At 65.0% G+C, this 22,978-nt stretch carries 22 protein-coding genes; 18 read left to right on the top strand and 4 right to left on the bottom strand.

The window, feature by feature from the left end; all coding sequences use genetic code 11:
- Positions 1–196: 196 nt before the first annotated feature.
- Entirely contained in the window at positions 197–595 is a 399-nt protein-coding gene (locus ABCW42_RS09450) for an L-rhamnose mutarotase (protein ID WP_423184589.1), read from the top strand.
- A gap of 9 nt (positions 596–604) precedes the next feature.
- Here the strand turns inward: ABCW42_RS09450 and ABCW42_RS09445 are convergent, their stop codons facing one another.
- Complete coding sequence (locus ABCW42_RS09445) at positions 605–1,333, bottom strand: GAF and ANTAR domain-containing protein (protein WP_423184588.1); 729 nt, start codon at positions 1,331–1,333, stop codon at positions 605–607.
- A gap of 491 nt (positions 1,334–1,824) precedes the next feature.
- On the opposite strand from ABCW42_RS09445, the gene ABCW42_RS09440 reads away from it, so the two are divergent.
- From ABCW42_RS09440 to ABCW42_RS09410, 7 genes are all read left to right on the top strand, one after another.
- Positions 1,825–2,043 carry a hypothetical protein gene (locus ABCW42_RS09440; RefSeq protein ID WP_423184587.1) on the top strand — a complete coding sequence of 73 codons (219 nt, stop codon included), beginning with the start codon at positions 1,825–1,827 and terminating at the stop codon, positions 2,041–2,043.
- A gap of 61 nt (positions 2,044–2,104) precedes the next feature.
- Entirely contained in the window at positions 2,105–2,623 is a 519-nt protein-coding gene (locus ABCW42_RS09435) for a hypothetical protein (protein ID WP_423184586.1), read from the top strand.
- 2 nt (positions 2,624–2,625) lie between these two features.
- Positions 2,626–4,791 (top strand): bifunctional polysaccharide deacetylase/glycosyltransferase family 2 protein, encoded by a 2,166-nt coding sequence (locus tag ABCW42_RS09430; RefSeq protein WP_423184847.1) that lies wholly within the window; start codon positions 2,626–2,628, stop codon positions 4,789–4,791.
- A 297-nt stretch (positions 4,792–5,088) separates the two neighbouring features.
- A complete protein-coding gene (locus tag ABCW42_RS09425; protein WP_423184585.1) occupies positions 5,089–5,904 on the top strand; it encodes a hypothetical protein in 816 nt (271 codons plus the stop codon).
- A gap of 363 nt (positions 5,905–6,267) precedes the next feature.
- Entirely contained in the window at positions 6,268–6,798 is a 531-nt protein-coding gene (locus tag ABCW42_RS09420; protein ID WP_423184584.1) for a hypothetical protein, read from the top strand.
- A gap of 309 nt (positions 6,799–7,107) precedes the next feature.
- Positions 7,108–8,037, top strand: coding sequence for an ABC transporter ATP-binding protein (locus ABCW42_RS09415; RefSeq protein ID WP_423184583.1), 930 nt, complete (start codon positions 7,108–7,110; stop codon positions 8,035–8,037).
- Complete coding sequence (locus ABCW42_RS09410) at positions 8,034–9,305, top strand: ABC transporter permease (protein WP_423184582.1); 1,272 nt, start codon at positions 8,034–8,036, stop codon at positions 9,303–9,305. The genes ABCW42_RS09415 and ABCW42_RS09410 overlap by 4 nt, the downstream gene beginning before the upstream one ends.
- Positions 9,306–9,688: 383 nt before the next feature.
- Here ABCW42_RS09410 and ABCW42_RS09405 read toward each other — a convergent pair whose 3' ends face one another.
- The gene (locus tag ABCW42_RS09405; RefSeq protein ID WP_423184581.1) at positions 9,689–9,940 is read right to left on the bottom strand and encodes a hypothetical protein; all 252 of its coding nucleotides are present in this window, start codon (positions 9,938–9,940) and stop codon (positions 9,689–9,691) included.
- Positions 9,941–10,180: 240 nt separating this feature from the next.
- The gene (locus tag ABCW42_RS09400; protein ID WP_423184580.1) at positions 10,181–11,320 is read right to left on the bottom strand and encodes an acyltransferase family protein; all 1,140 of its coding nucleotides are present in this window, start codon (positions 11,318–11,320) and stop codon (positions 10,181–10,183) included.
- A gap of 203 nt (positions 11,321–11,523) precedes the next feature.
- Here ABCW42_RS09400 and ABCW42_RS09395 point away from each other — a divergent pair, with 203 nt between their 5' ends.
- The 4 genes from ABCW42_RS09395 to ABCW42_RS09380 are packed head-to-tail and all read left to right on the top strand — an operon-like array spanning position 11,524 to position 14,287.
- The gene (locus ABCW42_RS09395; RefSeq protein WP_423184579.1) at positions 11,524–11,763 is read left to right on the top strand and encodes a fumarylacetoacetate hydrolase family protein; all 240 of its coding nucleotides are present in this window, start codon (positions 11,524–11,526) and stop codon (positions 11,761–11,763) included.
- Positions 11,764–11,777: 14 nt separating this feature from the next.
- On the top strand, positions 11,778–12,044 hold the full coding sequence (locus ABCW42_RS09390) for a hypothetical protein (protein ID WP_423184846.1): 267 nt from the start codon (positions 11,778–11,780) through the stop codon (positions 12,042–12,044).
- Entirely contained in the window at positions 12,037–12,573 is a 537-nt protein-coding gene (locus ABCW42_RS09385; protein ID WP_423184578.1) for a PadR family transcriptional regulator, read from the top strand. Before ABCW42_RS09390 ends, ABCW42_RS09385 begins: the two co-directional genes overlap by 8 nt.
- Before the next feature lie 4 nt (positions 12,574–12,577).
- Entirely contained in the window at positions 12,578–14,287 is a 1,710-nt protein-coding gene (locus tag ABCW42_RS09380) for an ABC1 kinase family protein (RefSeq protein WP_423184577.1), read from the top strand.
- Positions 14,288–14,296: 9 nt separating this feature from the next.
- Here the strand turns inward: ABCW42_RS09380 and ABCW42_RS09375 are convergent, their stop codons facing one another.
- Complete coding sequence (locus ABCW42_RS09375) at positions 14,297–15,103, bottom strand: AfsR/SARP family transcriptional regulator (RefSeq protein WP_423184576.1); 807 nt, start codon at positions 15,101–15,103, stop codon at positions 14,297–14,299.
- A gap of 456 nt (positions 15,104–15,559) precedes the next feature.
- On the opposite strand from ABCW42_RS09375, the gene ABCW42_RS09370 reads away from it, so the two are divergent.
- From ABCW42_RS09370 to ABCW42_RS09345, 6 genes are read left to right on the top strand one after another with little or no spacing between them, the layout of a single operon-like run.
- A complete protein-coding gene (locus tag ABCW42_RS09370; protein ID WP_423184575.1) occupies positions 15,560–16,426 on the top strand; it encodes a glycosyltransferase family 2 protein in 867 nt (288 codons plus the stop codon).
- Positions 16,419–17,444, top strand: a complete 1,026-nt coding sequence (locus ABCW42_RS09365) for a glycosyltransferase family 2 protein (RefSeq protein ID WP_423184574.1) — start codon at positions 16,419–16,421, stop codon at positions 17,442–17,444. Before ABCW42_RS09370 ends, ABCW42_RS09365 begins: the two co-directional genes overlap by 8 nt.
- Entirely contained in the window at positions 17,437–18,525 is a 1,089-nt protein-coding gene (locus ABCW42_RS09360) for a hypothetical protein (protein ID WP_423184573.1), read from the top strand. The genes ABCW42_RS09365 and ABCW42_RS09360 overlap by 8 nt, the downstream gene beginning before the upstream one ends.
- Positions 18,522–20,669 (top strand): glycosyltransferase, encoded by a 2,148-nt coding sequence (locus tag ABCW42_RS09355; protein WP_423184572.1) that lies wholly within the window; start codon positions 18,522–18,524, stop codon positions 20,667–20,669. The genes ABCW42_RS09360 and ABCW42_RS09355 overlap by 4 nt, the downstream gene beginning before the upstream one ends.
- Positions 20,669–22,564 (top strand): hypothetical protein, encoded by a 1,896-nt coding sequence (locus ABCW42_RS09350; RefSeq protein WP_423184845.1) that lies wholly within the window; start codon positions 20,669–20,671, stop codon positions 22,562–22,564. The genes ABCW42_RS09355 and ABCW42_RS09350 overlap by 1 nt, the downstream gene beginning before the upstream one ends.
- Positions 22,554–22,976: a hypothetical protein gene (locus ABCW42_RS09345; RefSeq protein WP_423184571.1), complete on the top strand. Its 423-nt coding sequence runs from the start codon at positions 22,554–22,556 to the stop codon at positions 22,974–22,976. The genes ABCW42_RS09350 and ABCW42_RS09345 overlap by 11 nt, the downstream gene beginning before the upstream one ends.
- Positions 22,977–22,978 lie beyond the last annotated feature (2 nt).

Raw genomic sequence — 22,978 nt, 5'->3', positions numbered from 1 at the left:
ACCGGCCCTTGCTGGCTCCTGAGGAGGATGCGCCAGCAACGGCCGCGCCACCAACTGTTGACGCGAGCGGAGGCACGCTCTAAGGTGTGAAGCGAGTCGCGGCATGAAACGATTCAGAAAATGAGGCAAGGATGCCAAACACAGCCGTTCGGGGCATGCAGGAGTCATCCAAGCCGCATCACCCACCAGGAGCACCATGAACGAGACCCCCGCGCGTCGGAGGATCTGCTTTCAGCAACGGATCCACCCGGACCGTATCGACGAATACAAACGCAGGCACGCCGCCGTATGGCCCGAGATGCTCGAAGCCCTCGAGGCCACCGGTTGGCACAACTACTCGCTCTTCCTCGCACCCGACGGACTCCTCATCGGCTACGTCGAAACAGACAGCCTCACCGCCGCGGCGGCCCGGATGGCAGCCCACGAGGTCAACACGCGCTGGCAAGCCGAAATGGCCGACTTGTTCGACGGCCTCGAAAGCCCGCCCGATGAATCATTCCTCCCCCTGGAAGAAATCTTCAACCTTGAACAGCAACTAACCGCGGCACGTGACGCAGCCGGCGCGGGCCGTCCCGGACAAGTTCCACGCCGCTAAGTACCGCCTCTAGTCTTCGAACCGCATCGGGTTTCCGGTTCCGCCGTTGAGGGTTGCGACGATCTCAGCAGCGAGGTCGTGGAGTTTCTGGTTGCGGTGGCTGGAGGCCGTGGTCAGGATCGTGACGGCTTCGGCGTGAGTGCACCTGTTCTGGGCCATGATGATCCCGGCCGCGGTGTCGATCACGGACCGGCTGGCCATTGCGGCTTTCAGGTCGGCGTTGGTGTGTTCGACCGTTTCAATCCGGATCGCCAGGCGCAGGGTGCTTCCGGCAACGTCGGCGAACGTTGTGGCGGCGTCAATGACACCTTGGGTGAACACGCCCGGCCATGGCCCGAAGAAGTTCAGCACCGCTTCCGACGTTTCACCCAGGTCCATCGGGACACCCAACGCGGACCGGCACCCGGCCTCGGCCAGGGCTCGGCTATATTGCGGCCAGTTGGTGTCCGTCCCGACGTCGGCCAGCAGGACCGGGCTTCCGCGATCCAGGGCATCCAGGCACGGGCCCTGGTCCAGGTTTTGTTCGATGACGTCCAAAAGGATGGCCTTCTCGCTGCTGCCGGCAACAGTGGCGGTCCGCTTCCGCTGGCGCAACGTCAGGGCGCAGTCGATCTCTTCCCCTGCTGCCTGCGCTACCGCGGCCGAGGCGAACCGGGTCACCCCGTCCAGGATGCCCTTGATGTCGGCAGTGCCGGTCACCAAGTCGTGAAGGTCAAGAATATGCTCGGCAGGGTCCATGACCATCATGGTAAATCGTTCGTGTTCTTCCGCGCTCCTGGTTATCAAACAACCCTGGAAAGGCCGGGGGCCAAGCGAACCGTGGCGTGGCTAAACCGCCCCGCCCGGCCGGGCCGCGCACCGAACCACTACCCCCCCGGTGTCCCCTTGACAATCACGAGGCACCGGCTCATCCTACGCACAGGTGCGACCAAGCTCCACCGACTGCGCACCATCGAAGCTGCACTCCCCTGCCGCCCCGAAACTCCTGTCCAGAGCCCGCATCCAACAAACGGACCCCGGCTCCCCCGCAAAAGCCACAACCACAGGACGGGCACCCACCTTCAGACACCGAAGACCGCAAACAGCTCCCGGGCGGACCTACGGGGATAGACAACCGCTCAAGTACGCCCGGTTTTATTCGTACAAATGCAACAGCCCGCCGCGGGCACCTCGCTTGTCCGTTTCCAGGCAATCACCCGCCGCCCACACACCTTATAAAAGAAGGCGCCATGAACGATTCAGCACCCGCAAAGGACCGGTGCACCATCCACGTCTCCGACCCCGCGGACCTGGACACACAGCTCAGCCAAGCAGAGGCACAACTCCAACACCAGGCCAGCCTGTACCAAGACCGCGGAATTCTCATCACCCGCCACTCCCCCTGGGACTTCACCCTCGAACTCGACCCAAGCGTCCCCTTCGGCACCACCCGCGAAAACCCGGCATAACAGGTTCCTGGGTAACCGTGTTTTGGGAAGGGCGAGGGGGATCCTCTAAGGTTGGTGCCCGATGGCAGCTTTGGAAGAACCACCCGCTCACCACAGTTCCGCGGCTTCGCCCGTACCCGTTTTCGTCGATGCGTCCGGCCGGCGTCTGCGGCGCCTGAAGCTTGCGGGGGTTGGAGCGCTGGCCGTCGTCGCCGGGTATGTCGCCCTTCTGCTGGTCGCACTGATCGGCGGCCCGAACATGGCTGCCCCATTTCTTCCCTTCCCTGCCGCTCCCGCGCCTCCTGCCGCGCGTGATGTTCCCCCATCCGTTCCCGCGCCGGCCTCCGGTGCGGCCGGGCCGGAGGTCGCTGACTCCCCCGCAGCAGCACCCCTGGCACGGGCCGCTGTTCCCGCCCCTACGGCTCCGGTCCTTGGCGCCCCCGCAGCACCGTCCCTCAGCAGCCCGGTCCTTGACCACACAGCTCCCACGGCTCCCGCGGCGTCGAACGCGCCGGCGACCGTGCCGGGCACCACGTCTCCGGGCAAGAGCGCCTCCGCCCCAGGCCGGACAGCGCACCCGTCGGCACCGGCGCACCCGTGAGCATGCCACGCCGGAACCAGGGCACGGAGCCCGTACCTGTTCGTGTCAGGGCTCATTGGGTGGTCCTGACGGCCGTGCTGTTCGCGGTCGGTCTCGCCCTCACCGTGCAGGGGTATTTGCACCACCTGGCGGGAATCGGAAACGATTCCGTTTCTCCAAGCGACTCTGCCGCCGCGGTGCCGGACGCAGTGACCCACGGCGGACCCTTGGTTGACTCCCGTCACGGTGTTGTCCGCACGGCCAGCCCTCCCGACCACACGCTTGCCCTGACTTTCGACGACGGTCCTGACCCCGTGTGGACGCCCGAAATCCTCGATGTCCTCGAAAAACACCACGTACGCGCAACCTTCTTCATCGTCGGCTCTGCCGCGATCGAGCACCCCGAACTGGTCCAGCGCATCATCGCCGACGGCGACGAGATCGGGGTGCACACACTGACCCATGCCGACCTCGGAAGCGCGCCGGCGTGGCGCCGGCAGCTTGAGGTGCAGGGCGACCAGGAAGTTCTCACCGGAATCACCGGTAAGGCTGCCACGCTCCTGCGCCCGCCGTACAGCTCAGAGAACGACGCCGTCACGGACGGGACGTGGGCGGCGATGCAGGCAGCGGCGAACCAGGGCTACCTGACCGTCCTCACCACGAAAGACAGTGAGGACTGGCAACGACCCGGGGTGCCGGCGATCGAAAAAAACCTCGCACCGTCCGGCACCCAAGGGCAGGTGCTCTTGATGCACGACGGCGGAGGAGACCGCGCGCAAACCGTCGCCGCCCTCGACGCGAGCCTGACGACGTTCGCGGACCAAGGCTTCCGCGTCACCACCGTGGGTCAGGCGATAGGGATCACGAGCATGCAGGCCGCCTCCGCCGCCGAGCAGCTCAGCGGTACGGCGTTCGTCTGGGGTCTGCGGCTGAGCGACTGGGCAGTCACCGCGATCTCCTGGGCGTTGGTGGCGGCAGGCGTCGTGACCGTCGTCCGCGCTGTCCTGGTGATCGGCTTTGCGGCCCGGCACCGGCGCGCCGCCCGGCGCATCAAGGCCGCCGGCCGGGGCCGCCGTCGTACGCAGGTACCCATCCGCCCGGACATCACAGACCCTGTCACTGTGATCATGCCGGCCTACAACGAATCGGCCGGGATCCAGGCCGCCGTGCGGTCCATCGCCGCATCGACCCATCCAGTGGAGATCATCGTGGTCGATGACGGCTCGACCGACGGCACCGCCGATCTTGCCGAGGCCCTCGGCCTGCCGAACGTGCGGGTGGTACGGAAGGAGAACGGCGGAAAGCCCTCGGCCCTCAACGCCGGCCTCCGCCTCGCTTCCCACGAGATCGTGGTCATGGTCGACGGCGACACCGTCTTTGAGCCCGACACGGTCTCTGCGCTCATCCAGCAGTTCTCCGATCCACGTGTGGGAGCGATATCGGGAAACACCAAAGTGGCAAACCGCGGCGGGATCCTGGGCGCTTGGCAGCACATCGAATACGTGGTCGGGTTCAACCTGGACCGCCGGCTGTTCGATCTCGCTGAGTGCATGCCAACGGTCCCGGGCGCCATCGGCGCCTTCCGCCGCGACGCCCTCCTGCGGATCGGCGGGGTCAGCGACGACACGCTCGCTGAGGACACAGACCTGACCATGTCACTGTGCCGCGCCGGCTGGCGCGTGGTGTACCAAGACGACGCCAGGGCCTGGACCGAAGCGCCGGCGAGTCTTGGCGCGCTGTGGAAGCAGCGCTACCGCTGGTGCTACGGCACCCTCCAAGCCATGTGGAAACACCGTGGCGCAATCTTCCAGGGCGGGCAGGCCGGGAAGCTCGGCCGGCGCGGCCTCGGCTACCTGCTCGTGCTTCAGGTCCTCCTGCCGCTCTTCGCGCCCATCGTCGACGTTTTCGCCATCTACGGCCTTGTGTTCCTCGACCCGATACGGATCGCTGCGCTCTGGCTGGGCTTCCTCCTGGTGCAGTTCTTCATGGCTGCCTACGCTTTCCGGCTCGACAACGAACCACTCAAACCCCTCTGGACACTGCCCCTGCAGCAATTCGTCTACCGCCAGCTCATGTACCTCGTCGTCATCCAGTCCGTCGTCACCGCCCTGGCCGGAGTACATCTGCGCTGGCACCGGATGGAACGCTACGGCAGCCTGCGCGTCCCACCCGCCCAAAACCAGAGCTAACGCCAAACAATCCCCCGCCGGCACGGAAACCCAAAAAACACCGCGGGTTCACCGGCCACGGGAGGTGATCGCGCACCCGGCGGCGTGCCGCCCCCCCGGTGGACCCCGCGCGGGTCACGGTCGGCGGGTAGGGCAGTGGGCTTGTGGGACAGGTGTTACATGCGTGTTTGATGATCCCCGGGTGGCTGAAATCGAGTGCCTGTTACTCGTGTGGAGACCATCCCACGGAGCCTACGCTGGCGCATCGGGTGCGGACTGACCCGGTGCGTGTAGATACAGATGGGGACAGGAGGAACCATGAGCAGCTCCCGTCCGGCACGCAAGCTGAACCGGGTTCACACACGGCACGAGCCACGGCTCCAGCAGTCGGGCGCCGGCACGGAAATCCCCGCGACCGCTCCCCCGCCACGAGGCAACACCGTGAAACCGACTGGTCCCGGCCGCAACCACGGCTTGCCGTTCATGATCCTGGCCGGCGTCGTCCTTGCCTTGTCGTTTTGGGTCGGACCGATCGCCAGTACGCTGCTCTGGGCCGGCCCGCCCCCTGCGGCCGCCGGATCCGCCGGAGCCGCCGGCTCCCCTGCAGCCGCCGGAGCTGCCGCCGCCGGATCTGCCGGCTCCGCTGCGGACGTGGCATATGAAACCCCGTGGGCCATCCACCCTGGCGCTGCGGACCGGATCCGCGCGGCAGGCCTGCCCTTGAGCATGGATGAAGGAAGCGTTGAGCATTTCCACTCCCACCTTGACGTCTACGTCGACGGCAAAGCCGTGACCGTGCCGGCAGGGATCGGGTTTGCCAACCTTGCCGAGGGACAAAGCGGCTCCAGATCCCCGTTGCGCACGCAGGACTCGTCCGGAATCCTCCACATCCAAACCAAAACCCCAGGTCAGCGCTACACCTTGGGCCAGGTCCTGCAGGAATGGGGGGTACTCTCCGACACCGGCGCGATCGGGGGCCTCCCGGCCGAAGAGTGGGCAATCTTCATCAACGGCAAAGGGCAGGCCACCAGCGTGGGCTCAGTCTTCCTGCACCCGAAAGACGAAATCGCCCTGATCCACGGCACCGCTCCGGTGAAAATCCCTTCAAGCTACACATTCCCCCCTAACCTCTGAGCACCCCGTACACCGGCAACACGAGACGTCGTACTTCGACGTCCGCGACTTCCGGACAGCAGGATCGGAGGAACAGCTCAGTCAGGGGACCACGGTCCGGCCCGCAGCGCGGAGAGGAACGCCGCGTAGCTCCAGGTCAGGTTGCGGACACTTCGCTCGTAGCCGGTGGTGCCGTCGAATTGCCCGCATCATGGAGTCCCCGGTCGCGGTCAACGAGGCGGCCGCATCCGCCGCGCGCGCTGCCCTCCCCGGCAAGCTCGAAACCGCCCTGCGTGAAAGGAGCATGCTCGCCATCGCGGCCGAAGGTAGACTCCGTGTGGGGCCCGTGTGGATGGTCTCTGCCGCACGCGAAGGGGACGCGATTTGGACCAGGAAACACAACCGCAGACCGATGAGACCGACGCGGTAGAGCTGCTTCATGTGCGCCCGCTCCGGACAATCGATGAGCCTGCGCTCAGTCCCCGCAACGCCTCCCGGTCGCGGCATTGGCGGTTTTGGATGGGGCTGTTCCAGCTGCTCACCGGTGGGGCCACCGGGTTATTCACACTCGCATCCGCGGCGAGCCTCGTCGGGCAAATGCAGGACGACAGCGCTGCGGGCATGCCGCCAGCGGCCGGGTGGATCACGGGCGTCATCATCGTGTTCGTGGCCTTCACGGTGGTCTCACTCGCCGGTGTGATCATCGGCATCTGGAACCTCGCCACCCTCAAAAGCACTGGTCGGTCACCACTGATCGCGGCCATCGTGGTCTCCACGGTGTCCATCGTGCTCGTCATGCTCTTTATCAGCGGTCCCCCGTTCAGGCCGGTGAAAGTCATGTGGACTTTCCTTCACGCGCTCGTCAGCGTCTGGACCCTCGGCATCCTCCGGCTCAAGAAAATCCCGGCTGCGTAGACCTCCGGCGTTTCGCGAATTCAATGCGTCCGGTCGGGTCGCGATGCCGCGTGATCCTCACCGCCGCCCGGAGCTGTGGGTAGCGCAGTCGTTCAACTTGCTCAACGAGCCAGGGCGGCCGCGGCCAGGGCGGAACAAACCCGATCGGCGTCCGGGTCTTCCAGCGCAGGCTGCGGCACCAGCCCCATGATGGGGATGGGGATCAGTTCCAGACGCTTGCCGTTCTCGCTGCGCGGGTCAGGCGCGTCCTCTGGACGCACTCCCTCGAATCGCGTGCGGCGAGTCTTGCCTCCCGGTTAGAGTGTGTGCATGACTGCGGGGGGCGCGGCTACTGAGCCATTGGTGCATATCGAAAATTTCATGATGGATTTCGGGGACACACGGGTCATCCGGGATCTATCGTTTGACGTCCGGACCGGGGAAACGTTCGGGTTCCTGGGCAGCAACGGCTCGGGCAAAACCACCACGCTGAGGGCGTTGCTGGGGATTTACCAGCCCACGGCCGGGGTGCTGCATATCGGCGGGAAGGTCTTTGAACCCCGCGACGGTGTCCGGCTCGGGTATCTTCCCGAGGAGCGCGGCTTGTACAAGAAGGAATCCGTCCTGGACGTGATGGTCTATTTCGGCCGGCTCAAAGGACTCTCCAAAGCACAGGCACGGTCCTGGTCCCTGGAGTATCTGGACCGGGTCGAACTCGCAGACAAGGCGTCGACCCGGTTGGACAAGCTGTCCGGTGGTGAGCAGCAGAAGATCCAGCTGGGCGTGACCATCATGAACGATCCCGAGCTGCTGATACTGGATGAGCCGACGAAGGGATTCGACCCCGTAAACCGGCGGCTGCTGATGGACATCATCGAAGAACAGAAGCTCGCCGGTTCCACGGTTATCATGGTCACCCACCAGATGGAGGAAGTCGAACGGCTCTGTGAACGGGTGATCCTGCTCAAGGACGGCATCTCCCGTGCCTACGGCACCGTTGCCGAGGTCCAGGAACAGTTCGGCGGCACCCTCTACCGCATCACCTACACCGGTCCCCTGCCTGGCTCGGACCTGTACGAGGTCACGGCCGCCGACGTCGGCAGCGCGAATCTGGCGCCGCGGAACGGGGCAGACGAGACAGCGGTGCTGCGCGAACTGGTTACGTCCGGGGTCGCGGTGCGGTCCTTCACCACCGAACGGGTATCCCTGGAGGAAATATTCATCCGGGTCTACGGCAAGGAAACGGCGGACCTGACATGACCACCACCCCCACCAAAACCGCTTCTTTCCTGGGCCGGCACAACCTCGGCACCGTGGTCGGCTTCGAATTCATCCGCACCATCAAGAAACGCCGCTTCTGGATCGCGACCCTGGCGATCCCTGTGGTTATGGCCATCATCTTCACCCTGGTGTTCGCCAGCAATTCCTCCACCCGCGCCACCTCGGAGGCGCAGAAGAACGCGACCCTGTCCTTCACGTACACGGACGCGTCCGGGATCATCCCCGACACCGTGGCCACGGCCATGGGCGGGCACAAAGCCACCGACCCGGACACCGCCCTGGCGGACGTGAAGGCCGGCCGCACCGACGCGTTCTTCGCCTACCCTGCCAACCCGGCGACCGAACATGTGAAGGTCTACGGCGCTGACAAGGGGATCTTCGCGGACAACACCTACGAAGCCGTCGCCAAGCAACTCCTCACCATCGCCGCCCAAGCCAGGATCGGATCCCCCGTGCTGACCGCGGCTGCTAGCGGGAACGTCACCGTCGACACCCAGACCTTCCGAAACGGGCAGGTGGCCGGCGGCTTCGGCACCGCCCTGCCGCCGTTGATGTTCCTGGTGCTGTTCTATGTGAGCATCATCCTGCTCTCCAGCCAGATGCTGAACTCCACCCTGGAGGAAAAAGAAAACCGGGTCACCGAGATGATCCTGACCACCCTGAACCCAACCACGCTCATCGTCGGGAAAATCATTTCGCTCTTCCTCGTCGGACTCGTCCAGATCGGCGTGTTCCTCACCCCCGTCGCGATCGGCTACGCCTTCTTCAGGGACCGGCTAGCCCTGCCCGACGTCGACCTGTCCGCCTTGGTCTTCGAACCCGGGCCGCTCCTGGTGGGGGCGCTCCTTCTGCTCGGCGGGTTCACTCTGTTTACCGCCATGCTCGTCGCAATCGGCGCGATTATGCCCACCGCGAAGGAAGCCGGGGTTATCTTCGGACCCCTCATGGCCCTGATCTTCGTCCCGTTCTACGCGATCAGCCTCATCCTCAGTGACCCGCACTCCGCCGTCGTGCAAGCCTTCACCTACTTCCCCCTCTCCGCCCCCGTGACCGCCATGCTCCGCAACGGCTTCGGAACCCTGAACACCACCGAAGCCATCATCGTCATCGCCGAGCTGTTCATCCTCGGCATCCTCGTCCTCCGCTTGGCCGTCCACCTCTTCCGCTACGGATCCATCCAGTACTCCAGCAAACTCTCCATCACCAAAACCCTCCGCCGCACCCCACCCGAACTCACCGGCAAATAAGATGACCGGAACAACGAGCACAAACACGCCGGGACGTTGCTGGGGTTGCGGAAGCCTGACACGCCGGTACGCCTGCCTGGGCGCCAGTTCGGGTGCGGCCGGAGCCATCGCGCTCAACCTCAGCACCGCTTGGGGCCACGACATCAACGCCTCGGCCCTCACCTGGGGGCTGTTCTTCCTGGTCCTCGAAGCGCTAGTCATGTCGGCGCTCGGGCTGGTCGTCGCCGTCGTCGTCATCGCCGCCAGGTTCCTCGTGACCGATCTCGCAACCCGGACGACCCGGGCGGCACCCACCCCTGACCTGCAAACCGGCTGCCTCCCGACACCAAGCTTTGGTGGATCTGGCACAGTGCCCCACATTGAGGGCTGCCTTGAAATAGTGGTCAGTTGTTGCGGTTCAGAAGATGCTCGAGGAGCGCCTGGTCCGGTCGCCCAGGATGGCGGAAGACGCACAGCCTCAATTTCGCCCGGACCCTCTCACCGCCGGGATCAGTCCCGCTCAGAATTTGATCGATTATCTCCTGTGCCTGCGCACGGAGCGTCACCAGATTGTCATCATTCGTACCGGACGAGGCAAGCAACTCGGGTAAGTCATCAGGTATTTCCGGGAAATTATCCCGCTGCGGTTCACCCATTCCAATTCCCCCCGTGATTGCCCAAGCCGGTCAGCCCGCCTTGGGTGCGACGGCTTTCATGATAATCAAGAAGCCCGGATTCAATGTCCGCTGTTACGGACTACTGACATTACGCTGAATTTGCGAGTCATATTCCCGCCAGCTCTGCAAATTCGGCGAGGGCCACCGCTAGTGGACGCCCAAGAATCCGGCAGCTTCCTGCGCTGAAGTCGGAAAAGGGGCCACACTCCTCAAGCGCTGTCATGACGCCCCGCTATCCGAGCTCGAGCCGCCCGGACGAAAGTGCGCTGGCCGGAGCAATCGCATGCAGAGACGCTGTGCCGGTTTCTCGACCATGGCACTGCTCAGGTAAGCAAACGGACAGACGAGGACCAGCGCGGCAGCGGCGAACACCAATGGAGAGACGTGGGAGGGCAGCCTGAGGGTCGCCAGCAGTTGCTGGAGGGGCCACCCATAGATGTAGACGCCGTAGGAGATGTCGTGGCGTGACCCTATCCTGGATGCGACGGGCAGGGAGCCGATCGAGAGGATTGCGTAGGCGAAAGGTAGTGGCGCCAGGGCCGGACCAAAGCCTGTGAAGTAGGCACCCAACACGGCCACCACCGCGAGCAGGCACGGCAGCACGCCCGTCCTGATGCGATCCCGTATCCTGGCCAGAAGAGCGCCGGCCATGAAGAGTGCGATTAATGGCAGGACAAATTCGGTCCGGTTAGCTCCGAAGCCGCCGGCGATGATTTTGCCTGCGACGGCGCCGGTCGCCGCTGCGAACAGCCACAGGATGGCGGCGTCGGTCCCGTTCCCGTCAGGAGACCGCCGTCGGACCAGGAAGACAACGACGCCGATGAGGATGTAGCACAATGTCTCCCAGGTCAACGTCCACAATGGGCCATCCCAGTCGAAGCGGTCGTTGTTTCCGAGCAGGGAGGTCCCGATCGGTGGCGTATTCATGACCCCGATAAGCAGCGCAAGGGCCGCCTCCAGGAAGACGATTGCCTCTGAAAGGCTGTAGCGTCCGCCGGTGATGAGGGCGCCGATCGGGACCGCGACGAACGCCACAAGCAGCGCGGACACCACCAGACCGGGATATATTCTCAGGGCCCGTGCGGTGACATATTCAAGCGTTGTCGACCGCTCGGCGCTGATCGCGATGAGGTATCCGGAGATCGCGAAGAAGCCCATGACGCCTGCCGTGCCGAGTTTGATCCCGAACAACGCAGGTTCCTGGCCGTAGCCACCAAGCCACCAGGCATGCGAAACAATCACACATGCCGCGAAAACAAGTCGCAGCGCATTGAGCGAGTTTCCCCGTCCACGCAGTGCCTCACCGAGCGAACGGGTCACGGTCAGCTGGTGCTGGATCTTCCGGGTCGCGCCCAACATGCCCCTTCTCCATCTCGACGACTCAAAAGCCATGCCCCCGACCTGAGCAAAATCGAAAGAAAACACACAAAAAGTCACATATGTATGTAGCTTACGCTTGCAGATCTACTCGTGTATATTCGCGCCCCGATGTTAGGTATGTCACATTCACCGTGCTTCACGTCGCGACTGGAAGTCGCAGAAAACCCCTGTGCCGCGCACGATTGGGGATCAGACACAGGCCGTGGTCTTTCGCCGCGCAGATGGTCTTCGGCGTCGCCGACATCATCAGCTATGTCTCCCAAACCGCCACCCTTGAACCAGGCGACGTGATCCTTACCGGCACCCCTTCCGGCGTCGGTATCTTCCGCAACCCGCCAGTCGGCCTCAAAGAGGGGGACGAAGTCACCGTCGAAATCGAACGGATCGGTAAGCTCACCAACCGCGTCCGGGTCACCACCTAGCAAAAGCCGCCGTCATCATCAACATCGGCTCTATCGAAGGAATCTCGGCCAACCCCGACCTCACAGCCTATTCCGCATCAAGGGCCGGCCTCCACGGAATGACCAAAGGCCCTAGCCGTCGACGTCGGCCCACACAACATCCGGCCCAACGCGATAGCACGGCGTATATCGCTCAATATCGTCCGGCGGCCCGAGTCTATAGGTTTTCGTGCACATCCAGGCATATCGTTGAATATCGTTGTACATCGTTCGCGATTGACGGAGGAACGCGAAATGCATGATTCGTTCCCGGCAGGCGGGTTTGGAGCAGGAAATATTGACGGCGTCTGGCAGGCCGTTGAGGATTTCCGCTCAAGATTTGAGAAGCGTTCGGGCAGCCGAGTGGGCCGCGGTGAAGTTCGATTGGCGGTGCTCGCCCTGCTCGCGGAGCAGCCGATGCATGGCTACCAGGTCATCCATGAAATCGAGGAGCGCAGCGGTGGCAAATGGAAGCCGAGCGCCGGCTCTGTCTACCCGACCCTTCAATTGTTGGCCGACGAGGGGCTCCTCACTGCCGAGGAATCGAATGGCCGCAAAATCTACTCGCTGACCGAGGCCGGCCGCGAGGAAGTGGCGGGTGCTGATCCGTCGTCGCTATGGGAGTCAGCAGGATCAGGCACCGGGTTCGCAGCACTGCCCAAAGCCGGCGTCGAGCTTGCGCAAATCGTGGGCCAGGTGGCTCGTACCGGCACGCCAAAGCAGGTCCAGGAGGCCGTTACAGTGCTCGACGAGGCTCGTCGTCGGCTCTATTCGATCCTCGCCCAGGATTGACGGGGTGACGTCGGTTCGACGCGACCGGGCAGACCCGGTGCCCGGCGCCGGGAATTCGCGTGCCCGTTACCGACGAATCCTGCGTTTCGCAGCGTGGCATCTGGCCGTGACCTGGTGGTTCGAGCTGTTCCTGCCGCGAATTGGGCTGGGCCGGATTGCCGAACGCACCCGTACCAGGAGAATGCGGCGCTTCGCACAGCGCTTCCATCAACTCGCGGTTGAACTTGGCGGCCTGATGATCAAAGTCGGCCAGTTCATGTCATCCAGGCTCGACGTACTTCCCCCCGAAATAACCTCGGAGCTGGAAGGGCTGCAGGACGAAGTACCACCCGTCCCCTTCCCGGAAATCCGGGCCTTGGCGGAGGCGGAGCTGGGGGTACCGCTTAATGCGGCGTTCGTAGCGGTCGAGGAGACACCCATTGCGGCCGCGTCCCTCGGCCAGGCGCACCGCGCACAACTGCGCCCTGACGACGCAGCTGACACCGGGCTCGACAGCGGCGTCTTAAAGGTGCAACGCCCGGGAATCGACGCGATCGTCGCCGTCGACCTGGCTGCGCTGCGCAAGGTGGGCGGCTGGCTCAGCCGTATCCGCCTCGTCGCCAATCGTGCCGACGTTCCCGCCTTGATCAAGGAGTTTTCGCAGACGAGCCTGGAAGAGATCGACTATATGAATGAGGCGGCCAATGCTGAGCGCTTTGCCGCTGACTTCGCCGATGACCGCAGGGTAGCTGCGCCCCGCGTCGTTTGGGAGCGGACCACCCGCCGGGCGCTCACCTTGGAAGATGTCACGGCGATCAAGATCACTGACTCGGAGGCGCTTCGCGCAGCGGGCATCGACCCCGTACGGGTCGCTCCGGTTTTCGCTTCCGTCATGTTCGACCAGTTATTCACGAATGGCTTTTTCCACGCCGATCCGCACCCTGGCAATATCTTCATCACTCCGGTTGAAGATTCATCCGCCGAGCATCCGTGGAAGCTGACATTCATTGACTTCGGCATGATGGGCGAAGTTCCACCCAAGACGCGCAGCGGCCTGCGGAAGCTGCTGATTGCAGCCGCGTCGCGTGACGGCAAGGGTCTGGTGGCGGCGATCAAGGACTTGGGTGTGCTCGTGCCGTCGACTGACTCGGCCGGGCTTGAGCGGGCGATGACCAACCTTTTCGCCAGGTTCGGTGGCATGGGTTTTGCCGAGCTGCGCGAAGTGGATCCGAAAGAGTTCCGTGATTTCGCAGTGGAATTCGGCGATGTGATTCGTTCGTTGCCGTTCCAATTGCCGGAGAACTTCCTCCTCATCATCCGGGCGATGTCGCTGACGTCGGGCGTGTGCAGTTCATTGGACGACCGGTTCAATTTGTGGGATTCTGTCGAGCCGTACGCAGCACAGCTGATGCGGGACGAGCGCGGGAACATCGTGCAAGAGGTGGCTCAGCAAGCGTTCGACGCCGCTGGTATCGCCTTGAATCTGCCCAAACGCGTCGACGGGCTACTCGCCCGCATCGAGGAAGGTCCGATTTCCGTGGCCAACCCGCGACTCGAGCAGCAGGTGTCCCGGCTCACTCGCGTGACCCGCCAATTGGCGTCGCTGGTGATTTTTGGTGCCTTGCTCATCTCCGGTGCCATCGTGCGGGCGGACGACACAGTGTTTGGCAATGTGCTGATGGCAGCATCGGCGGTTGCTTTGCTTCATGGACTGTGGGTGGGGCGCCGCCGATGATGCGGGGGTTCACTCCATCAGCCTCCGGTCGGTCGCCAGGGTGTGGCCGTCGGAATACATCTGGCTGAACGGCAGGCCACCGAACGGATGCTGACGTCCGCTGGCGCCTACCGCGTGGTGGATCAGCCTGGCGAGCGACGGGGACGGGTCCACGCCGAATTCGCGTCGCAATCCCACCGTGAACCCCCGGTAGATGTCGAGTGCGGATACCAGGTCTCCGGTGGCTAGGTGCGCCTGGATGAGCAGGCGGTGCGACGATTCCCGGAACGGCTCCAGGGCGATTGCCAGGGCAGTAGCGGCTTTTGTCCCCTCGGCGTTTCCTTGACGTAGGTGGTACTCGGCAAGCGAATCGAGGGCCGCGGTCCGCATGGTGCGGAAACGATCCTGCTCGGCGAGGATCCAGTCTTCGTACCATCCGGGAAGCAGCTCCGCCTTCCGTAATCGTTCCCAGCGGAGATACACATCCGGCCGGTCCGACGCCGGGATGCGCAGCTCGCGCTCGAGGTCGGCGATGTCGATGCGCACCTCCGGGCTGAGCCGGACGGAATCGTCGCCGGTTTCCTCCTGATCGAGCAGTCCTGGCAGTTCATGGCTGACGTGCCAGATACTCACCCGCAGGCCGACGGAAGCCTGGGCCTCGGAGGATTCCGGCCACAAGAGGCCGGCCAAAAAACTGCGCGGCCGCTCTCCGAGAAGTGCAAGCGCGGTGATCAGGCGTTGCTGGCGATGAGCAACCTTTTGCCGTTTGCCGGCCCTGGTCAGGGTCCACCCGTTGAGCAGGCTCAACGACCATTCGGGCTCTTGCCTTGTAGCCACGTCTTGTACCCCCGTGTACGTCGGATAGCTTCTGCAGCCGCCAGCTATGCAGAGCTAGTCGTGTGGGTCCGCCGGGCGCGCTTCCGGTCGATGCTCAGACACTATGGCCGGCGGGCCTCGCAGGACGCGAGTACTCGATACTTGTCTTAGGCAACCTAATTTACTGACACGCCCATCCGATACTTGCATTCGGGATGCGTGAATCACCCGGTTTCCGTACCGTCCGTGCCAGACTGCAGCCCGGCGCTTAAGGCAATTTCTGTAACAGGGCTGTAACGGGCGCGGTTTCAAGCTCGTGCCTACCGCACCTGTCCTGGTGCAGCAGCCCTCAGTGAGATTGAGGTTCGGTCATGAGCTACGCAGACGCGCCTTCCCGACGCCGGCCCGGCCCGGAAGCGCCACACGTGTCACCTGGTTGCCGGTATTCATTTACGCCGATGGATGGGGGTGGGTTGTTTGTCCATCGAACATCTGGAACGGGCTGCTGAGCGGAAGCCGGCATCTGCGGCCGCGCAGGCCTCGTTCCCGGCAGCCTCCATCAGTGTGGTGATCCCTACGTTGAATGAGGCGCTGAATCTTCCGTGGGTTCTGAGGCGGATGCCTTCGTACGTCGACGAAGTGATTGTCGTCGACGGCCGGTCCGAGGACATGACCATCGACGTCGCCCGCGCACTGCGTTTCGACGTCGTCGTGGTGAACGAGTTGCAGGCCGGCAAAGGAGCCGCCATGCGGGCCGGTTTCGCCGCGGCAACCGGGGACATCATCGTCATGCTGGACGCGGACGGAAGCATGGACCCGAGGGAAATCGGGTGGTTCGTCTCACCCCTGCAGCACGACTACGACTTCGTCAAAGGCTCCCGCTATGTCACCGGCGGCGGATCGGATGACCTGACCCGCTTGCGGAACCTGGGCAACCGGGCACTCACGAGGCTCGCGAACAGGGCCTTGCACTGCAATTTCTCGGACCTTTGCTATGGCTACATTGCGTTCCGCAAGGAGTGCCTGGACATTCTCGAGCTCCAGTCCGACGGGTTCGAAATCGAGACGGAGCTGATTTCCCGATCGGCCCAGGCCGGCCTGCGGATCGCCGAGGTACCGAGCCATGAGCTGACGCGCATCTCCGGCAATTCCAATCTTCAGACCTTCCACGATGGATGGCGGGTTCTGCGCACGCTGACCCGTGAGTGCCTCGGATGGGACGCTCCCACGGCCGGGGCGCGGCCGGAAGCCCTTCGGCGGGTGAAATACCGCTACCCGGATCTGAGGCTTCCGCATATCCCGACGGATCCGAAGACGGTCCTGGCGGTGGTCGGCGATGACTGAGATACACGCAAGCACGGAAGGACCCGGCGTCAGCATCGTGATCTGCTGCTTCACCGAGGCCCGGTGGGAGCTTTTGCTGCGCGGGATCGGCTCGGTACTGGCGCAGTCGCGACCACCGGAGCAGGTCGTTGTCGTCGTTGACCACAACAGGGGCCTGTACCTTCGTCTGGCAGAGGCCGTGACCGGGATCGAGGTAGTCGAGAATTCCGGGCCGCCCGGTCTTTCCGGTGCCCGGAACACCGGGGTGCAGGCGGCCACCGGCGAGATTGTCGCGTTCTTGGACGATGATGCGGAAGCAACCCCGGATTGGCTGGCCAGGCTCGTTCCCTTTTATGACGATCCGGATGTGCTGGCCATCGGCGGACGGGTTGAACCCGTGTGGGAGTCCGGCAGGCCGGCGCACTTCCCGGAAGAACTTGACTGGATCGTGGGGTGCACCTACAAAGGACTGCCGCGGGTCGCGACGCAGGTCCGCAACGTCATCGGCGCGAACATGTCCTTCCGCCGCGAGGTGTTTGACCAGGTCGGAGGTTTCAATGCCTCCCTGGGCCGGCAGGGGGCACGTCCGCTGGGCTGCGAGGAGACCGAGATGTGCATCCGGGCCTCAATCAACGCCCCCGGCACCAGGGTGGTCTACGAACCGGAGGCCGTGGTGCTGCATCACGTCCCCGCCAGCCGTGGCACCCTGCGCTACATCGTGGCGCGGGCATGGTCCGAGGGTGTGTCGAAAGCCCAGGTCACCCGGCTTTTGCGCCGTTCGGAGATCCTTGGACCGGAACGCCGGTACGTCCGGCGTGTTCTGCCCCGCGCAGTCCTCCGGGGACTCCGTTCAAGCGCGCAGGGCGAGGGGCCGGCTGGCATCGCACGGGCCGGTGTCGTGACGGTGGTCCTCGCTGTTACGGCCGTCGGTTATCTGCACAGCCTCTGGCGGCTGTCGTCCCCGCGGCGGCCGTCCGGAAGTGTTTTTCTCTACAGGCGCATCAGGACCGACACAGCGGAGGCCGGCAGCAATGACTAGCCCGCAGATCGTTCTCTCACCGGCAGCCGTGTTTGATATCCACGGACGCGTTGCGGTCACTGTCGCCCCGGACACGCCGGGCGAGGCGCAGCTGCGCGATATGCTCGGGCCCTTCCTCGGGCCTTCTGCCTCGGCGGTCCAGCTGGAGGTGGGCGGCGCCATCACCAGGGTCCCTGCCCAATCCCGCGCCGAGGATGCCTACCGGTACACGGACGATTCCTTGTTCCTCCCGGAGGACCGGGTACGGATAGTACGGACCGACCGCGGATTCGCCGTCGAAGGGCCCGGAGAACTGTTGACGGCGGTCGTGCCGTTGCTGGACCACCTGTGCATCCGGCAGGACACAGCGATGGTCCACGCTGCCATGGTCGACTTCAGGGGCTCCGGTGTCCTGCTCCCGGCATGGGGCGGCGTCGGGAAGACCAGCACGGTGGCAAAACTGATGGCGATGCCAGGGGTCGGTTTCTTGGCCGATGATTGGGCGTTCCTGACCGGGCGGGGCAATCTGCTGTCTTACGCGAAACCGATGTTCATCAAACCCCACCACCGGCCGATCTATCCGGAGCTGTTCCAAGGGGTCCGCAAACCCCTGGCACCGGGCTGGTTGACCTCGACCGTGAGCAACCTGGCCACCGCAGTCCATCCGGTGATCGTCAGATATCCACGGACCGCCGCGTTCACCCGCCGATGGTCCCCCGAACACCGGATGGTCCATCCTGCCGAGGTGTTCGGAACGGACAAGATCGCGCAGGCGGCATCTCTCCGTCTGGCGGTCTTCCTCGAACGGTACGACGACTCGGAGGCCCGGCTGGAACGACGCTCAAACGCCTGGATGTCATCAAGGATCGTAGGCAACTTCCATTCGGAGCTGCCGACGGTCTCGCGGCGGCTCATCGAGGCGCTCGGCGCCACGGGGCTGGTACCCCTTGGCGAACACTTCGCCGCAAAGACAGCCGTCATTGCCCGGGGCCTGGGCGAGGTGCCGTGCTACCTGCTGCGCCTGCCCGCGTCGTGGTCGGCCGACCGGACCTCCGATCATGTCTCGGCCACGGTCACGTCCTTGGTGGACGGCCTGGCATGAGCAAGCACGCCCGGTCCGGCGGCGTCCTGGACATTTCGGTCGTGATCCCGGCACGCAACGCGGCGGACTGGCTGGACGGATGCCTGAGGTCTGTTCTCGCCCAGAATCCCCGCGAAGTCATTGTCGTCGATGGATGTTCCCGGGACTCCACCGTCGAGATTGCCCGTTCGTTGGGAGCTGTCGTCATCTCCGACGAAGGGCGCGGCCTGCCCGCGGCGCGCATGCTTGGCGCCAGGGCAGCACACGCCGACCTTGTAGCGCTCATTGACGCCGATGTCATCGTGCCGGACGGAGCGCTGGAAAAACTGAAGGACGAATTCACCGCGGGCGGTTTCGACGGTCTGCAGTTCGGCCTCGTCAGCGAGCCCGACGGCCCGGGCTACTGGGGAGCGGCCCTTGCCTGGCACCACAACCACAGCAGGGTCCGCTCATGGTTCGGGGTCAGCGCTTCGCTCATGCGCCGTCACGTGCTGCTCGAGGCCGGTTTCGATGAAAGCTTCCGGTCCGGGGAGGACATCGAGCTCCGGATCCGGCTCGAGGACGCCGGGTACCGGATCGGGGTCTCGGCCACGACCTTTGTCAGGCACCGCTTTGCCGACAGCTTCGCGTACGCCCAGGACCAGTGGCTCCAGGACGGGTCCGGCCTCGCACGGACCATGCGCAAGCATCCCCGCCGGGCAGGGTGGCTGGCTTTCCTGCCCCTGCTGGCCACCGCGCGCGGGATGGTGATCTCCCTGGCCACGGCCCCGAAGTTCCTGCCGTACTGGGCCGGCTTCGCCTTTCACAACTACCGCGCGATGTGCGCCACCTTGCTGAAACGTCCCGGGGACGGGCTTTCCCTGGGCGGGAACGCTATGTGGCTGGCCGCAGCCCGGATTGCACCGATGGCGGCCGGGCTGCTGTTTTGGGCCGTGGCTGCCCTTGCCACGTCTCCGGACCGGCTGGGGCTCGCATCTGCCGTGGTCTCCGCTGTCTTGCTGACGGTGCAGCTGGGCATGCTCGGTATCGGACCGGCAACCCTGAACCTGCTGCCGGCCCGGCAGGACTGCGGGAAGGCCCTCATCCCGGCCAGCATGGCGGCGGTGGTCTTTTCGTCGCTTCTCGGTGCCGGCGCACTGGTCCTGGTCACGTCCCTGCTGGGTTCCGGCGTCGGCACGGCGTGGACGGATCCGGCTCTGGCAGCCTCGTTTTTCGCCGCGGCGCTCCTGGCTGCGGCCGCCTATCAGCTTGACCACATCGCCGTGGCCCAGGCCCGCTCCGACCGGGCCTTGATCCGCAGCCTCGTCCAGGCACTGTTCCAGCTCGGCACCCTGGCAGTGTTCGTGGTCATCGGCTACCGGGATCCGGCCGCTGTGGTTGCCCCGGTGGCCGTCGGCGCCTTGGCCAGTGTCGTGTTCGGTGTCCGCCAGCTCAGTCGCTCCGGCGCTGCTCCGGACTGGACCCGGCTGAACGGCCGCGAAGCGGTGAAGGTATTGGGTCCGGGGCTGCGCCAGTATGCTCTGATGCTCGCCGACCGTGCCCCCGGCTATGTTCTTCCCCTGGTCGTGGCCGCGGCATTGAACACCTCGGCCGCCGCGGCCTGGTACGTCGTGTGGATGCTTTCCTCGGCGGTTTTCTTCGTGCCCCAGTCGGCGGGCTATTCTCTCCAGGCAGCCATCGCCGCGGGCACCTCCGGCAGCATACCTTTTCCGCGCCCGGGCCTGATCCTGAGGGGCCTGCGGATGAGCCTGTTCCTCACAGCCCTGGCCGGGGTGCTGCTGATGGCGGGCGGGTGGCTGCTGCTGCCGCTGCTGGGACCGCGCTACGCGTCGACCTGGGTGCTTCTTCCGGTCCTGGTCCCGGCTTTGATGCTGACGTGTGTCACCCAAGTCTATTACGGGGTGTGCCGCGCCACCGGCCGACTGGCCGAATCCTCGATCGTCGCGCTCACCGCGTGCCTCCTCGCGCTCGCACCGGCCCCGGCCATGGCACAGCAGTTTGGCCTCACCGGTATCTCCGTGCTCTGGCTGGCGGCCCAACTGGCCGCGGCCTTGATCGCGGCGGGCCGGCTTCACCGCATTGCCCGCGGGGTGCCTGCGGCTCCGGGCAGCCGCAATGATGAGCGGACAGCCGGACCGCGCACGCACGGAGTGCCGGCGCAGTGATGGCGGTCCAAAGCCCCTGGAAGCCCTCCACCCGCCGGGTGGACCGATCCGACGCCGGCGTTGCCGCGATCAGCGGGACCGGTCCGACAGCGCCCCGACCGGCGCGGCACCTGGCGGACCGGGGAAATCCCAGGGCCCCGGTCATGCTCGCGACAATGGCGGCGGCCGCGCTCATCCTGGGTGTGTGGGCGCTGAAGACCGTGAACGTGCAGGACATCGGCGGCGCCGGCCTGATCCAGGTGCTGCCGGCCGCCTACTTTGTTGCCCTGGGCCTGAGCCTGGCCGGTTTCACCGGTTCTCTGGGCCTGAAGGTTCTTCGCCCCTGGCTTCTCGTCGTTCAGCTCCTCGTCCTGATCATCGTGCTGCACGGAGCCGATCCGATCATTCACGGTTTGCCCCGTCTGGAGGCCAGCTACCGCCATCTGGGCATCACCGATTACATTTCGCAGTCCGGGGGCCTGGACCGGAAGCTAGATGCCTATTTCAACTGGCCGGGCTTTTTCGGTCTTCTGGCGATGCTTTCCGATGCCACAGGTGTCCATGACCTGACGTGGGCTGCCACGTGGGCGCCGGTCGGCGTGAATGTCCTGCTCCTGCCCGCCTTGCTGGCGCTGGCCCTGCGGCTGACATCCAGCCCCAGGCAGGCCTGGGCAGGCGTGTGGATGTTCTATCTGGCAAGCTGGGTGGGGCAGGATTACCTCTCACCCCAGGCCTGCGCCCTGCTGCTGATGCTGACCCTGCTCGCCTGCGTCCTGACGGCCTTCCCCGGGTGGCCAAGCCAAGCTGCCGGCAGGTACTCCAGGCGCATCCGTGCCTTGGTCCGCCGCGTCGAAAGGGGCCGCACGGCAACGGTGAAGCTGGAGCTGTCGCGGAACGCCAACATCACCCTCGCCGCGGTCTGCGTCGTGCTGCTGGCAGGAATGACCGTCGCCCACCAGCTCACGCCTTTCGCGGCCATCCCTGTCCTGGTGCTGCTGGCCCTCAGCGGAAACAGCCGCCTGCGGTTTCTGCCGGTCCTCGCCGTTCTCTTTCCGGTCTGCTGGCTGGTCTTTGCAGCCACGCCCTTCCTGCTCGGCCACCTGCATACCCTTTTCGGGTCGGTGGGCAATATCAATGCCGCAGCCTCTGCTTCGCTGCTCAACAGGGTGGGCGGCAGCCCGGCCCATCAGTTCATCGTGTACTCCCGCCTCGTCGAGGCAGCCGTCATCTGGTTCCTCGCCGGATTGGGCGCCTTGCAAGGAAGGCGGTCCCACAGGCCGTGGCTGGCTGCCGCCGTGGGGACCGCGGCGCCGTTTGTCATGTTCCCGCTCCAGTCCTACGGCGGGGAGCTGCTGCTGCGCATCTACCTTTTCGGCCTGCCCTTCGCCGCCTGCCTTCTCGTCCTTCCACTACTTCCCCACGGCCCCGAACTGCCGGGCGCGCGCCGCATGGGCGCGCTGCTGCTGCTCGGGTCCGTCATCGCCACCGGCACCGTCGCCACGCGGTACGGCAATGACGCCATCGAGACTTTCACCCCGGACGAGATCGCCCTGGCCGGCCGGCTGTACGCGACCGCTCCCCACGGTTCGGTCCTGATCGAAGCAGTCCACGACACGGCATGGAGGTTCAGCGGCTACGCCGGGTACCGCTATGAGACTCTCCTCCCGGCCGAACCGGCCAAACCAAGCGACCCGCCGACGGGCTGCGCATCGATTACAGGACTTGTCCCGTCCACGGGCGCCTACCTGATGGTCACCGCAAGCCAGATCCGCGCCGCGGAAATACTCAATACCGGACCCGCCGAGGGTTTGGACCACCTCGTCGACAGGTGTGCCCTCCAAGGCGGCTGGACCTTGGAGTTCCGCAATGCCGGCGGAGTGATCTACCACCTGCCAGGAGTACCCAATGGCATCTGAGCACAGCAACGCCGGCATGGTCAGCGCCCTGGTCGCCGCAACGGCACTGTCGGCGATCCCGCTCTCGTTCGCCGGACCGGAGGCCCTCCGCCTTGCCGTCATCGGGCCCTTCTTGCTCGCGGGTCCCGGAACCGCGCTCATCCTCGTCCTGAAAGCCACCCGGATCCGGAAAGGAACCAGGCAGGGTGTGCTCCCCTTGGCCGTGGCGATAGCGGTGAGCTTCAGTCTTGCCGTAGCGATCCTGCTCGCGACGGCGATGCTCTTCACCGGTTTCTGGTACCCGTCGGCTGCGGTCTGTTGCCTGGCTGTGATGACATTGGGGGCGCTTGCTGCGGCCGAAAGACGCTTCCGGAGAACGGGGCCGGCGTCCGCCGTCATGTCAAGGACGGGCCGGCGACGATCCAGGCTCTGACC

Source organism: Arthrobacter sp. NyZ413, from assembly GCF_049390645.1.
In the GTDB taxonomy this organism is placed as follows: domain Bacteria; phylum Actinomycetota; class Actinomycetes; order Actinomycetales; family Micrococcaceae; genus Arthrobacter.
The sequence above is the reverse complement of the archived record's forward strand: the minus strand, read 5'-3'. Positions and strand labels throughout refer to the sequence as shown.